The organism is Terriglobia bacterium (assembly GCA_020072565.1).
In the GTDB taxonomy this organism is placed as follows: Bacteria; Acidobacteriota; UBA6911; order UBA6911; family UBA6911; genus JAFNAG01.
Genome location: JAIQGI010000004.1, coordinates 1 through 14934 on the forward strand (window position 1 = coordinate 1; position 14934 = coordinate 14934).

At 59.3% G+C, this 14934-nt stretch carries 7 protein-coding genes and 1 pseudogene; 1 reads left to right on the top strand and 7 read right to left on the bottom strand.

All coding sequences use genetic code 11. From position 1 onward, the window contains the following. On the top strand, positions 1-310 hold a 310-nt coding region (locus tag LAP85_03120), incomplete at its 5' end, for a hypothetical protein (protein MBZ5495368.1). Between the two features lie 1022 nt (positions 311-1332). Here the strand turns inward: LAP85_03120 and LAP85_03125 are convergent. From LAP85_03125 to LAP85_03155, 7 genes and pseudogenes are all read right to left on the bottom strand, one after another. Then, complete coding sequence (locus tag LAP85_03125) at positions 1333-2724, bottom strand: hypothetical protein (protein ID MBZ5495369.1); 1392 nt, start codon at positions 2722-2724, stop codon at positions 1333-1335. Between the two features lie 2581 nt (positions 2725-5305). Then, positions 5306-6007 (bottom strand): annotated as a pseudogene (locus LAP85_03130) (hypothetical protein). Positions 6008-6274: 267 nt separating this feature from the next. Then, positions 6275-8902, bottom strand: a complete 2628-nt coding sequence (locus LAP85_03135) for a hypothetical protein (protein ID MBZ5495370.1) — start codon at positions 8900-8902, stop codon at positions 6275-6277. Between the two features lie 614 nt (positions 8903-9516). After that, positions 9517-11223 (bottom strand): hypothetical protein, encoded by a 1707-nt coding sequence (locus tag LAP85_03140; protein MBZ5495371.1) that lies wholly within the window; start codon positions 11221-11223, stop codon positions 9517-9519. Between the two features lie 11 nt (positions 11224-11234). Beyond that, positions 11235-11558 carry a hypothetical protein gene (locus LAP85_03145; GenBank protein ID MBZ5495372.1) on the bottom strand — a complete coding sequence of 108 codons (324 nt, stop codon included), beginning with the start codon at positions 11556-11558 and terminating at the stop codon, positions 11235-11237. A 123-nt stretch (positions 11559-11681) separates the two neighbouring features. Further along, positions 11682-14360: an ABC transporter permease gene (locus LAP85_03150; protein MBZ5495373.1), complete on the bottom strand. Its 2679-nt coding sequence runs from the start codon at positions 14358-14360 to the stop codon at positions 11682-11684. Between the two features lie 122 nt (positions 14361-14482). After that, positions 14483-14815, bottom strand: a complete 333-nt coding sequence (locus LAP85_03155; protein ID MBZ5495374.1) for a PadR family transcriptional regulator — start codon at positions 14813-14815, stop codon at positions 14483-14485. Positions 14816-14934 lie beyond the last annotated feature (119 nt).

Here is a 14934-nt window from a genome sequence, read left to right on the forward strand (position 1 = left end):
ATCCGGACGCCGCGGCATTCTGCAGATGACTCCAGCCGAATATTTCGATCTGGTGGACAAGTCGGGGCGGATGACGCGGTCGGATAAACGGGGAGCCATCGATGCGGATCTTGCGCCGATGCTGCTGCGGATCGGTGCCCATCCCGACGCGTGGCTTGAAACCGTCTCCCGCTTCGGATCCAAATTCCGTCTCGCCGCCGGCCTGGTTTCCAATCTACATAATTTCGCAGATCAGCTCGGCAGGCGCTGGCTCCAAGGCGAGGCGACGGCACGAGCCGCCTTCGCATCCTCGCCGCTGCAATTGGCCTGACGCCATTTGCACCCAGCAGTGCGATCCTCTACAGATCTGCTTTAAGCCGCCCGACCGATTTCGGCATCGTTTCTACGATGTCCTCCACACCCGCCAGTGACAGCCCAACCAGTCTGATCCAGCGGATTTGTTTCACCCAATTGTCGCCGCGCATTTCCTCAACCCTAAATCTCAGCTCCTGCCGCTGAGGCTCAGAAATGCATAGAAATAATGGGTGTCCACGTTTCTTACTTGGCACTAAATAATAGGGCCGAAAATCGATCGCAAGCCCGACTCGTAGGCCCTCCCTGATGCTCATGCCTCCCATCAGAAAGACTTCGCCTGGTCCGGCGCCGATTCCAGAACGTCATCAAATATAAAATGGGCTATGTAGCCTTTTAATTCTTAAACGGGTGCCGTCCCCTATTTCCCCTATTTCCTAAACGGGTGCCGTCCCCTATTTCCCGGCCGCGTGTGTTGCCGTCGTTGCCACCGTCTATGTGAGAGTCCGCTCACCTGCAGAAAGAGCTTGACGCTGCACACCTCATGGAATGTATCGGAGGCTCACTCATCACGATCCCGAAAAATGCTTCGATCGAGGAGGTATCCTGGATATGGACCCTCGGGAGATCAACGGTCCTGGGGCTTCTCAGAGGGCGATTTGTCGAGGCCGGTCGCGGTACTGAGAAAAAACGAAAGGAATTGGCGGAAAGACGGATCCTAATATTGGGCTCGTCTTCCGGTCACCGGATTTGCAGCAAAGCTTGCCGGGTGAATGCTTGTTGCCGAGGCGTCCCGCCACGACCAAGACCTTAAAACCAGAAAACAGGGGCAAAAACCGCGGCTAAGTAAGTCCGTGAGGCCTCTGCCGAACCTTATCCTCCGAGCTTTCAGGCACTTCCCCTGGTCCGTCCCCGATCCGCCCGAAGGGGCTTTCTTATGCTTGCTTGCCAAAGGTATCGCCAAGGGCGTGGAATTTGAGATGCAAGCTCCGCAGCGCCTCCTCATGTCGGGCCACCAAGCCGCATCGCAGGACCGTGGCTTCAGCGGGGAGTGCCATCCTTGCCGACTTTTTTCGTGGGTTCAGCAATCGGCATTTTAAGGTTTAGCAATTCCGGGTCCAGCTTCTCTTGAGGAACAACAAACTGATTGGCTTTGAACTGTTTCCAGCACTCATAGTATCGCGTTATCTTCTGTTTGAAACGCGAATGCAGGATTGCATCTGCGCCATCGATGCCATCAATAGTGTACTCCCAGCTCGGATAGGAGGGATCTACGGCCGTCAGGTATGAGAAAAACCGCTTCATCTCAGGAGTGATCTTGGGCACAGCCTTAGTTGGGTCCGTGGGTATCGTAGTTGCCTCGCCGCAATAGACTCTGAATGCTTCACCGATTACATACCTAAACATGAAATCCGCAATCGACTCCTCATCATCAAACACCTGAGCGGCCAGACTTTGCCAAATGTAGTACTGCGCATCTTGCGTTTGGTTTTCAGGTCTTAGTCTTTTTGACGCCAACGCCTGGCGCATCATCCTGATAGCCTCACGTCCCTCCGGCAGCCGGCGTAGTCGAATACCCTCTACATCTGCTCTCATTAGAAAGTCAAAAGCTGAGTTGCGGATCGCTGCACTGCCGTCGTTAGAAAGGATGTTCGTCATCACAGGGATTAACTCCCTCGCGGATTCCATCAGGACTCGTCTGAGCTGCCGCAATTCACTGGTATCCTTGGAGTATAATGGTTTCCTGACAAAGGAGGTACTTACTTTTGTGATGAGGGACTTCCAACGCTCAACCAATTCGGACAGCGAGGCCTTCCTCAGATCAGCATATAAGAGTCCGATCTCCTCACGGGCAAAAACACGGAGATCTTCATCCTTCTCTTGTTCAGCGATTCCGTAAAGCAGATCCTTCGCCTGAATTCCTATCCTACGTCCATCCAATTGCATGAATCTATCTACCATGCCTCCGTTCCACCCTCGTTCCTTGGAATCGCGACGGCTGTAATCTCGCACTGTTCCGAAATCTAGCCTCAAAGGAGCGTCCTTCATTGCTACGAATCGATCCATCTCGCTTAAGAGATGCATGGCGAGCGCTCGGTCCTCGTTTCTTCGCCTTAGGCAAATGTCCATCAGGCAGGGCACGCAATCCAAACCCTGAATTATCATTACATCTCTTATGTTTCCCCCATCCAAGGGATTTTCCTTCTCGTCTCTGAGCCATAATTCGACTCGACGCGAGGGGGGCAGCGTCGCAAAGAGCTTAAAAAACTCCTCTTGATTGCCTCGGTTTGTTGAGTCGCTGAAATATCGTCTAATAATCGCATCATATGATGCCTGTTCATTGCCATGGCCCACACGGGCTCTTGCCATAATCACAGATGAACTCATCAAAACGAAGCTGGCCATTGCCAACGACCAGAATAATTGTCTCATATCATTGGCCTCCCGGTCCGGTGCCGCGCCCGCTTCCTGCGGCTGGTGTGAGGGGCGGCGGAGGCGGAACGTAATGCCAGTTCAAGATGGAGTTGAAGATCATGTTGAACTCGCCGTGGTTCTGCCAGCGATAGATCGGGTTGTTGGCGAACAGGATCACGCGGCCCTTGCCGTTGTTGGCGTTGGGGACGTCGACGGCGAATGGCCTAAGCCGCAGGTTGTCGGCGCCGACCATCAGGCCGCTCAGGACCGATGCGTCGCCGCCGACGTAGCGGCCGAGGATGTTGGCCTGGTCGGCCACCCCCACGCGCAGAACGGTTCCGCCGACATACTTGATCGGGATCGTCTTGTCCGCGTACCCATAAAAGATCGGGTGATCGGGCCGCAGGATCTCCGCCTGCACGATCGGGCGCTGTGCGGTGACGCCGGTGACCTGTTCCGCGTCGATTGTGTGGGCCCATCCGAACTCGATCGGGAACCGGATCGCTCCGCTCGCCGCAATCAAGGTGCCGCCGGACTCCAGGAACTTCGCGAATGCGTCGATGCCTTCCTGGCCGAAGCCGCCCGACATGTCTGGTGTCTCCCCGTACATGCCCAGGAACTTGTACTTGTCGCTCTTCTGGTAGGGCTGCGGGCGAGCGGCCGGCTGCTGGAACACCGACTGCCGGTTGATGTTGTTCTGGGCGGCCATCAGGATGACATCATACTTGTCGCGCAGGTTGCCTTGCTTCACTTGCTCCTTGAAGATGAGGTCATACGGGATGCCGAAATTGTCGAATGTGAGCCGGTACCAGCCGAGGTCCTGCGTGCCGCTCCACTGGGAGTAGATCGCGATGCGGGGCGCCTCGGCGTCGTGCATCGGCACCGAAGGCGCTTCGGACAGCGCCGCTGCTGTCAATCCGAACTCCTCTATGGCCGCGCGCACATCCGCGCCGACCGGCCCGGTGACGACGAAGGATCCCGCCGGGAACTCGACGCCCTCCGCCGTGAAGCTCTTTTCCGCGATCTTCATCGGGACCGCTTTGAGCTTGTAGCGGAAGGAAATCATGTTGTTCGAGCCGTAGTGCGCGACTGCGAGGCCGGCCGTGCCGGCACCCGTGATCTTTCCTTTGAGCACGACCTGCGGGACCGGTGCCGTCGCTGCTTTCAGAATGGCGGGATCGGCAATTTCCTTTACATCCACCAACATCTCGAGACCCATGGTCCAGCCGCTGTCGTCGTAAGTGGCCAGCCTCGAATCCGGATAGACCTGTTTCTCGAGCAGGTTCTTGGCGAGGCGGCCGTACGGCTGATCGCGCTTGATGACATAGGAGCCCGCCGGAAACGTGATGTCCCCCACCTTGATTTCGCTCGTCGCCAGCCCGACTTCGATGCCCTGGATGCGCAGAATCCTGACGAGTTCGGCCGCCCTGGTCATGTCCCGCTGGACCGGAATCACGTAGCCGTACGGCGCCTTGGTCTTGCCCTCTTCGATCGAATTCCTGGATTTGATGTAAAAGTTCTCGACGATGATGTTGGGAAACATGGCCGTGAGCTGCAGCGATGACAGGATGCCGGTTTCCATGTAGTTTGTGTTATCGCGCCGGCTGAACGTGGCCGCCGCGTTGGGCGGCACGGGAAGGCCGCGATACCACTCGCGATCCTGCGTCCCGCCACGGCCGGTCGGCTCGCCGCCTCCGCGACCGCCGCCCGGGGTTGCGCCGCCGCGGTCGCCGATTTGGGGCGCACCCCCGCGGTTACCCGCCCCCTGGGATACCGGTGCCCCGCCCGCTTCGGCTGCACCGCCTCGGCCGGTGCCGCCCGCTCCGGCCTCACCTGCCGCAGCTGCACCGCCTCGGCCGGCAGCCCCACCGCGAGCCCCACTCACACCTCCGGCACCGCCGGCTCTTGCTTCGCCGGCTGTTGCCCCCGCCGCACCTGCGGCCGCACCACCGCCACCGGTTGCCGCGCCGCCACGTCCAGCAGCCCCACCGCGGGCACCGCCCGCGCCGCCCGCTCTGGCCTCACCAGCCGCGATGGCGGGGGGACCTCCGGCCGCGCCGCCACCCCTGGTTCCCGCGCCGCCGTCACGGCCTGATTGCGTCTCGTACATTTTCATGATGCCGTTATGATTGTAGGCAACCGATCCGAGATAGCCCGGTGACCAGCCGTCCATGAACGCATGCGTGTACACGCCTGGCATGCCCCACTTGGTCATCTGGGCCACTTCCCAGTCGGAAAACCAGGGCAGCTCAAAGAAAAGGAGCGGATCCAGGTTGGGATTCTGCGGAGGACCGCCGCTGTAAGTGTAAAGCAGGGACATCGATTCGTGCAGGTCATGCATGATGGGCGGATGCGCAGTGTAATACCAATCCGTGAGCACGCGCATCTGCACCAGTGCCACGTTAATGTCGCGGTTGTTGTCGTGATACACGTACTTGCCCCAGTACGGAAGGCTTCCGATGCCGCCACCAGCCGGTCCGCCGCCCGGTCCGCCACGCTGGCCGCCGGCCTGGCCGCCTGCTGTGGTGCCGGCAGCGGTGGCCGGTGGCCCCGCCTGCCCAGTCGCTGTTGCAGGGCTGGCCGCAGCCTGTGACATTTCGAGTCCGCGGTAGAACCAGTCGACGTTGCGGTCGCGCCCGTCCGCGTCGGCGGCCGGGGTGATCGACACGTAGACGTTGTCGCGAATCTGAGTGATGAACGCTGACGTTTCCGTGGCAAGCCGGTAGACGAGCTCCATCAGCATTTCCGACGGGCCGGTCTCGCCGCTGTGCAGCCCGCCCATCACATGGTAGTTCGGCTTCGTCGTCGCGATCAGTTGCCGGATCTGCTCGTCCGTCAATCCGCGCGGATCAGCGAGCTTGGCCAGGTTGTCGCGGTTCTGCTGCAAGGCCCTCATGTTTTCTTCCGAGGAAACCCACACCACGATCAGTTCGCGGCCTTCGTCGGACTTGCCGATGGTTTCCACTTTGACACGAGGCGTCGCGTCCGCCAGCGCACGATAGAACTTCAGCATGTCCGCGTAATAAGTCAGTTTCTGTGGAGAGCCGATATAGTAGCCGAGCACGTCCTTGGGCGTCGGGATTCCCTCAACGCGCGGCAGGTGATCCACGAGCGGGCTGCCGTATCGCGAGTCGCCCGTCCAGTCTTTGTAGAGCTTGGCAAATTCTTCATCCTGGGTCTGCTTCGGGTCACGTGTGTCGGTGATCTGCTGGGCCGGGGTAAAGAGGGCGGCCAGCAGAATAAAACTCACTCCGAGCAGCACAGTCCACGCGGAACGGCGAGGGGTGCCTTCGACTCTCATCGCATTTGCTCCCTGACAATTAGGTTATAGATCGCTTCTTGCCGCCGGCAGAAACATAGCATGGGTCATCGCGGAATAGATGAAGAATCAATCAGCGCGTAGCGCTGCCCTTCGGGCCGCAGAAGCCGGCAAGCCCCGGGCGCGTTGGCCTGCGTTCATCCGCGTCCCGAAAAATACCTCGCCGCATTCATGAACCACAGCACTAAGCATGCATTGCGTCTTCTGTGGCGCTCTGTGTCCTCAGCGTTGGACTTTTTCCGAGAGTGCTTATCTGGCGCCTGCGATCAGGGAATTCCAGAAGAACATGAAATCGCCCGTGGATTCGGAGCGGTACAGCACATCGGGCGCAAGCAGGATTATGCGACCGGCGCCCAGAGGGGCCTCGACAATGGCGGCCATGCCCCGCAGTACATCACCGCCGCCGATGTAGCCGCTCAGCAGTAGATCCCCTCTTTCCGTGTAGGCGGCTACCACCTGGGCCCTGCTGCCCGGCGTTTTCATGAGAATCGGCGTTCCGCTGTCCAGGAACCAGCATGCCTCCTCCACGTCGTAGCCATAGCCGACCTTCGAGGTGGGGTCCACCCGGATGCGCACGATCGAACCTTTGCAGACAGGTCTCTGGACTGTGGCCTGGCTGACACCTATATCCCAGCCCTGCGTAATAGGCAGAGTCGTGGCCTGGCCCATCAGGACCAGAGTGCCGCCCTTTTCAGCGAAACTTTTCAGATTGGCCACACCTGCAGCACCAATGCCCGCCCGGTACTCCGGAGGAGTGTTCCCTCCGGATGAGCCGTTGATCAGGCCATTGGCAGAGACGGATGGAATGATGACGACGTTGTAGCCGGCCAGGTTGCCGCTTGATATGTCGGTGACAGACAACGAAGTGTAAGGAAAGGCGGCGCGGTCCAGGCGCAGGCGGGTCCAGCCTTCGGGCATGGTGGATCCGTTAGGCTTCAGGAGCCCTACCTTGACGGCATGTAGCGCTACGGAAGGCACCTCCCCGCTGATCGCGTAGGCCGTCAGGCCCGTCTCCTGGACCAGAGCCTTCAGCTTATCGTGATCGGCCTGGGTACCCTTGGTGTGCACCACAAAATCGCCCGCCCGGAAGGTGTGCCCGGCAGCGGTAAAGGATGCGTCCGCCTGAGAAACGCTCATGTCCGGGTCCTGCCACAGCCGCGGCAACGCCACGGCCCAGCCATTGCTGGCCTGGTGCTCGACGGCATAGTAAGCCGCCACAACACCGGCCAGGGTCCCCGCGTAAGGCAACTTGCCGGAGAGCGGAGTCAGGCTCAGATCTGCCGGCAATGGGGAGGTGAGGGCAGCTACCTTCACATCGGACATCAGCCCCAAGGTCCAGGCCTGCATGTCGTAGGTGGTGGTTCTATTCCGCGGGTCCAGGGCGTTGATGGGGAAATCCTGGCGCGTCAGCAACAGCTTGGCATAAAGCCCGTACGGCTGGTTCATGCGGACCACATAATCGCCGGCGGCGAACTGCTGCCCATCGACGGTGAATGCGGCGGCAGCACGATCCACCTCGATGTGCTGCGCTACGTGCAACGTATTGATCAGGTCGGTGACATTAACGTTGTTGCCGCCTTTGGCGGGTATGACAAAGGCGGTGGGCGGCTCGCCGGATGCCTTTGCCATGTTGTTTTTGCCCTTCAGGTAGAAGTTGAACAGCAGGTCATTCTTGTTGCGCATCATCCAGGTCAGGCTGTTCTTGATGGCGTCTTTTTGCAGATTCACGGCATCGATCAGGCGCCATTGCAGAGGCACCGTGTATGGCTGCGGGTTGAACCATGTACGCCTGTTCGCATGCGAGCCCCCCGTGATGGTGCGCGGAGTGGCATAGCTCGCACCCGTCAGCTCCCACCACGAGCCATTGGCATTGTGCATCATGGTGTACATGTGGTTGTAGCTGGGATCCCACATGTCCGCGTAGTCGTAGGTGAAGACTCCCTTATAGCCCGCTGCGATCATCTGGCTGATGACATAGAAGGACATGCTCCCCAGCTCGGCGTTGGAGATCGGGTTTTCCGCAAAGTTCGAAGGGTCCGGCGACATGCCCAAATACAGCAGATCCTGGGCCTGGTGCAGGTCGGTATACATGAGGGGATTCCACTCAAAGCGGGCCTGGGTGCTCGCCTGGCTCTCCTTCAGCGACAGGCGGATGAAGTCCCGGTTGTCGTCGTGACCGTTGTACTTGTTGTAGTAGGGCGGCGAAGAGCTCACGAAGGGCGTGTCTTTATAGGTATAGTACCAGTCGGTAACGATCTCGAGCCCATCGGGATTAATGGTGCCCTCGATCACCACGATCACGTCTTTGAGCAGACTGAGCGTCCACTCGTCCCGGCCCGAAGCCAGCTCATAGCTCAGTTGGGTCAACGTCTCCGCCCCGGTGCGCTCGGTGGCGTGAATGCCGGCATCCAGCCAATACACCGCTTTGCCCTGTTGTGCCAGGAGCCTGGCCTCGTCGTCCGAGGCCACCTGGCGGGGGTCGGCCATTTTTTTATTGATGGCTTTGAATTTGTCAATCTGGGCCCAGTTCTCCGGCGCGGTGATGACCGTCAGCATCAGCGGCCGCCCCATCTCGCTCGTCCCGTTCGAGAAGACGCGCACCCGGTTCGAGGTGCGCTGCAACTCCCGGTCATAGTCCACGATGCCCTTGCGCGGCCCTTCCCCGGCCAGTTCGCGGCTGAGCCAGGGTGTGAGCTTGTAGTCGTCGCCGATGTTGTAGCCGAAGAAAGCCTTGGGAGTGGTGACCCTGGGGTCCGGCGGCTGCTTCCTCTGCGAGTTCTGCATCGCTCCTGTCGAGGATGCCATCAGGCCGAAGAGGACAACAAGGGCCAAAACGACCGGCTTGGTGGAACGGCGGGATCCGATATTTCTTTCCATGGCGAGATTCTCCTTACAATGCTGTTACCGGAACAGCTCTTCGCGCTTTCGTTCCTGTTGAATTATCCTGTCTATGGGGAGCGCACACAGTGTAGGAAGTCGCACAGGCCTCAAAAAACCGAGGCCCTGCTACTACGAATGCCGCCTATGACCTTCACCAGGGGCGATACAATTCCCCTTTTCGGAGCCGCAATCATTGCGCCTGAAGGCAGCGTTTGCTTATGAAGCTTTTCCGGAGCCTTTGCAGGCCTGGCAGAATCCGCTTCCATAGCAACTGCTGCACGTCCTTGACGATTGCGACTTGCCGCGAACCTCACCCGAAACTACGGCAATCGGGGTTGGCATGTGCTGCACCACATTCCCTGCACCGCCGCACCTTGCGCATTTTCCCGACCCCTGGCAAGCCCGGCAGGATTCCTTTTCGCTCTCTTCCATGCTTGGTATCCTTTCGCCTTCCATACAGACTATAGAATTGATGCCGTCTACGCAACTCCGAATTGCCATGGGTGGGCAGGCAATTTCCCCTGCCTTGCCGATGCCGTGAAACGAAAAGGCAACCGCAGACAAGAGCCGCCAGCTACCCGCGTCCAGTCTGCCTCGATCCACGCTTCCGGCTAGTTTTTTTTAACTCCGGTGAACAATCGTTCCGCGGTGATGAACTTCGGCTCGATGTCGACCGGAACGTTCTGCAGCCTGTCCAATGCCCGCTTGACTTCCGGGCGCACAACAACCAGTTTCTTCAGCAGGTCCCGGGCCTTGGCATAATTCCCCTCGGCCTCCAGGGTCATGAGTTCGCGGGTCAGCGCGATCACTCCCTCCTTGATCCTGGCCGGATCTACGGCGAAGGTGCCGTCGGGAGCCGTCCTGAAGGCGCCATAGTCAAGGAGATAGTTGAGCTGGATCGCGATGCCTTTGCCGTGCGCCTCAGCGAGGCCGAATCGGATCGCCCTGAATGCGGAAGCCAGAAAGGTGTCGTACATGGTCAGCCCCAGTCCCTTACCGAGCACACCCTTGTCGACCAGATACTGCAGTGCGAAAAGTCCGGAGATGTCGGCCTTGGCTTCCTCGATGGTGCTGTAAGTGTCCTTCAGCTCCTGGCGCACCGTGGTCGTGCGTCCGCCGGCGTGAATCTCGTGCGGGCCGAGCCCATGCATCAACTCGTGCATCACGGTGTGGGTGAAAAAGGGGTCGAAGGAGACGTTTTTCTGATCGGCGGCCGAGAGCACGTTCCGTGAAATGGGCATGAGCGCGATCTGGAACTTGGCTTGCTGAACGTTTCTGAGCATGACCCGCTTGGCGCCCTTTTCCCTGATCATGCGCTCGTCATTCGGGAGATTGAACGCCGCCGTCTGGACGCCGCGGTTGCCGTCGCCCGAGGCCAGGATTTCGTTGACGACCCGGATCGGTGCGAGCCCGCCGAGCTTTGGATTGCGATACTTCGGGTCTATGGGCAGATGGTCCTCGATGTCCTGCAGCTGAGCCCCGAGCTTTGCGAGCTTGGCCGTTTCCGCTTCATCGCGGATCGTGATGAACGCCTCGAAGGCAGCCTTGTAGTTGAACCACTCGTCTTCGTAGACTTCGTACGGTCCGATCGTGGGTTCGATGCCGGCGTCAAGCTCCATCCATGCCACATCGCTTGCATAATATTCGTTGCTCACGAAAGCATCCGCGCGGCTTGTCAGGTAGGCCTTGAGCGTCGGCTGCGCCGTAAGCGCCGCAGCTTCACGCAGAAGCCCGGCTGCTTGAGCCAGGTCCTTCTGATACTCCACACTGTATGGAACGACGGCAAAACCGGGTTTTCCCCCTGCCGGCCTGCGGATCACGGTGAAAAAGCCGGTCGCACGCGCCCGTTCGGCTTCAGAAAGTGCCTTGAGCCAGGCCTCCACTTCCGCCTTGGCAGCACCGGCCGGATAGAAGTTTGCACCTTCCGGCTTGTTCGGCGCACCGGGGATGAACGGGGCGTTGTTGTCGAGCCGCGACCAGGGCCCTTTGTTGATGAGGAAATAGTGGAGCCGCGCCTTGCCCAGCGGTGAGTTGTCTTTCTGAAGCTGGGACAGCATGTTTTCATTGCCCGACCAGACCTGGCGCAGAAAAAGCGTGTCCATGATCCGTCCGGCTTCAACCATTTTGGCCAAGGCCTTTTGCTCGCCGGCCGGTAGACTTGAAATGTCGGCGGTGATCTCCACCGGGGCAAATCGGGCCGTCATTGCCTGCAGCCGCGCCAGGTCGGGCATGGAGGCCTCCTGTGATGAAAGTTGAACTGCGGCGCCTGCGAGCAGCGCCGTGACGCCAAGCGAGAAGAACAGCCGCGTTCTTTTCATAGCGCACCTCGTCACCGAAAGATATCGCGTGAATTAAACCACGAATCACCCGAAATGCAGTCTGACCAGTGCCATTTGTTGTCATATGCGTTGGCCTCGTCGACGCGCATCCTCCTTCCCAGGGAGCCCCGCTCCGGAGGAACATCGCTGGCCAAGCTTGCAGACAGAACACCGGGCAGCGCGCGGATTCGTGCCAATACCTGATGGTAATAACTTATGCTTTTTGCCACATCGAAACCGCGAAATGGCTTGCCGACATTCAGGGTCAACACATTCTGGTCAAATCCCGGATTGACCGAGTGAAGCGGAACAGATTGCGCATCTTGCTGAGCCACATAAGGAATCCTCCTGAGCTGAAACCGGCCTGGGCCGCTGGATGAGTCTCCAGCGTCCCGATACCAGGGATCGCCTTTCAATAACCGACCTGGCTCCGGCAGCCGCGACCCGCTCGGACATGGTCACTCGACTCTGAGCGCGACCATGGGATCGACCCGGGTGGCGCGGCGCAGGGGCCAGTAGCAGGCCGCAAGAGCTGCGAGAAACAAGACCGACGTAACCGTTCCGTACACCAGCGGATCGGCCGCGCTGATTCCATACAGGGCGCTGGCCAGGAAACGCGTGCAGGCGATGGCGGCGACCAGACCGAAGCCGATTCCCGCCAGGACCATCACCATGCTCTCTCTTAGTAAATGCTTGAGAACCTCGTTTTGCTGCGCCCCCAAAGCCAGGCGGATCCCGATTTCGTGTGTCCGCTGTTTGACAGAGTAACTTGCCAGGCCATAGATCCCAACCGTGGCCAGCGCCAAAGTCAGAAATCCGAAGACAGTCAGGATGACGGACCCTCCGCGAGGTACATCCAGGGACCGACTGACATGCTCGGCGAGAGTCTTGACTTCAAACAGCGGCATGTTCCGGTCCAGTGCTTGAACCTCCCTGCGTACCAGCGGCACGGCTGCTTCTGGATCGCTCGCCGTTCTGACAAAGAGGATGGTCTCTTCAGTGGTATCTCCCGGCCGGGGTAAGAAGGCGTACGGGATGCGCGCTTCACCCAGACTGTAATAGTTGCTGTCCCTGACAATCCCTATCACTCGGCGCAAGGGACCGTGCGGACCAAAAAATCGTATGGACTGGCCAAGCGCATCCTGCTTGGGCCAATAGCGGCGCGCCATCGTCTCGTTTATGATCGCCGCAGCCGGCTCTCCTCGTAGTTCATCCGCCGAGAAGTCGCGGCCTCTCAGGAGCGGAATTCCCAGAGTGCGAAAATAGTCCCGCCCCACACTGGTGCAGTCCAACTCGAGCAGCTGGCTGTCGGGACCCTGGTATCCCGGAATGAACACGGGATCGCGCCCCCAGCCCATCATCAGGGGCGGGGTCCGCGCCAGACAGGCGGCGCGTACACCCGGCAGCACCCGAAGCCGCTCCTGCAATTGCTCATAAAACCTCTGACACCGCGAAGAAGAATAATCCTGGAGCTTTGGGTCAAGAGTTACCATGAGGCAGTTCTCCGCCTCGAACCCCGGGTGTATGTTTCGGGCATGCCAGAGCCCTCGCAGGAACAGGCCGGCCACGACGAGCAGCACTAAGGACATGCCGACCTGCAAGGCCACCCGTATCTGTCGCCTGCCAAGGAGGCGCGTTCGCCGAGCCGAGGCCGGGGGATGCTCTTTGAGCCCCGCAACCAGATCCGGTTTGGAAGCATGCAAAGCCGGGGTCAGCCCAAAGACTACGCCGGTGAGCAGCGATAAAATTACAGCAAATCCCAGTACCCTTCCATCCAACCGCAGTTCCAAACCCAGGGGGAAATTGATGGGTGCTTGAACGACAGGCATCAGGTCGAGTGTCCAAAATGCCAGCAACATGCCCGCCGCCCCTCCCGACAGCGAAAGCAAAAAACTCTCCGTGAGCAACTGGCGGACCAGCCGGCTCCTGCTGGCGCCGACCGCCGCGCGCACGACGATTTCCTTTTGCCTCGCTGCCGCGCGCGCCAGCAGCATGTTCGCAATGTTGGCGCACGCGGTAAGCAGAGCCAGTCCAGCGACAGCCATGATGAGACCGGACATTGCCGCAGCCAATCCCGCGGGTATCAGTTTTGGATTGCCTCGTGTGGCGGCGGTGACCAATATGCGTCGGCCCTGGTTGGTCTTGGGATAGTCCGACTGGAGCCGGTGGGCCAGTGTCTGGAGCGCAGCCTGGGCCTGTTCCAAAGTCACTCCCGGGGCGAGTCGCCCCATGACTTCCAGATCCGTTTGATTCCTGTCCTGAAGGAGATTCGCGGCCGGCGCCACCTGCGCCTGCATCATCAGCGGGACATATACGTCAAACAAAACGCCGGGTATGGGACTCGTGAATCCCTCGGGAGCTATGCCGACGATCGCATAAGGATGCCGGTTAAGCTCGACCGTTTTCCCGATCACCGCCAGGTTGCCGCCAAACCGGCGCTGCCAAAGACGATGACTGATTATGACCACCGGACTCTCATTGGGCGTTTGATCTTCTTCTGCCAGGAAAGAGCGGCCGGGAGCGGTTGCGACGCCCAGCACAGACAGGAAATTGCCCGACACCAGGGCCCCCCAAACACGCTCCGTCTGATTCTCGACCCGCAGGCTGAATTGGACCATAGGCTTGAAGGCCATAAGGCCGGAAAACACGCGGTGCTGGTCCTGATAGTCCTGGAATTCAGGATACGAGAGGTTCTGAAGATGGGATTCCTTTTCGCTGGTGGCAAAAACCCACACCAGCCTTGCGGGATCTCGGATGGCTGCAGGCAGGGGATGGAGGAAAATTGCGTTCACGAAGCTGAATATCGCGGTATTGGACCCGATTCCGAGCGCAAGAATGATCACCGCCACTGCTGTGAATCCCGGATTTTTGCGTAGCATGCGCAGGCCATAACGCAGGTCCTGCCACAGTTCATCGAGCCACCGAATTCCTCGCGTCTCGCGACACACTTCCTTGACCTGTTCGACCCCCCCGAAGCTGCGCAGAGCGGCAAAACGTGCCTCTTTCTGGTTCATGCCGTGTCTTACGTTCTCTTCGATCTGCCTCTCCAGGTGGAAACGCAGCTCGTTATCCATGTCCCGTTCGCTGCGACCCTTTTGAAGACACGCCCTCAATCGAATCCAGAATCCGCTCATCATTCCCTCCTTTGAGAAGGGGCAGTGCCGCAATTAACGAAGCGCTTTCCGTGCGCAATGATACGACGACGCTGCGATCCTCTTGCGATGTGCCGAACCACTCTTTAGAAGATCGGGCGCACGCGTCAGGCCGTCTGGAGGATGCGGGCGACGGCGGCAGCAAGGCGGTTCCAGTTCTCGGTTTCCTCCTCGAGCTGCTTGCGGCCGAGTTTTGTCAGCCGGTAATACTTGGCCCGGCGATTGTTTTCCGAGGCTCCCCATTCGGCCGCGATCCACCCTTGCTGCTCGAGCCGGTAAAGGGCCGGATAAAGGGAGCCTTGTTGCACCCGCAACACATCCCGGGAGATCTGCTGGATGCGCTGGGAAATGCCCCAGCCGTGCATGGGTTCAGGCACCAGGGTTTTCAAAATCAGGAGATCAAGCGTGCCCTGAAGCAAATCCACGTTTGCTTTGCTCATTGGTTCTCCTAGAGATTCTACAAGTGAGTCAAGACTATCCTGAGTCTTTGTAGAATGTCAAAGGGAAAAACAGGCCTCCGTCCCGTTTGGCATCCAGCCAATGTTCTTTCCTTTACTCG

Coding starts and splice junctions, on each gene's coding strand:
- LAP85_03155 (MBZ5495374.1), bottom strand. CDS start 14,815: ATGAGCAAAGCAAACGTGGATTTGCTTCAGGGCACGCTTGATCTCCTG.
- LAP85_03125 (MBZ5495369.1), bottom strand. CDS start 2,724: ATGAGACAATTATTCTGGTCGTTGGCAATGGCCAGCTTCGTTTTGATG.
- LAP85_03140 (MBZ5495371.1), bottom strand. CDS start 11,223: ATGAAAAGAACGCGGCTGTTCTTCTCGCTTGGCGTCACGGCGCTGCTC.
- LAP85_03150 (MBZ5495373.1), bottom strand. CDS start 14,360: ATGATGAGCGGATTCTGGATTCGATTGAGGGCGTGTCTTCAAAAGGGT.
- LAP85_03135 (MBZ5495370.1), bottom strand. CDS start 8,902: ATGGAAAGAAATATCGGATCCCGCCGTTCCACCAAGCCGGTCGTTTTG.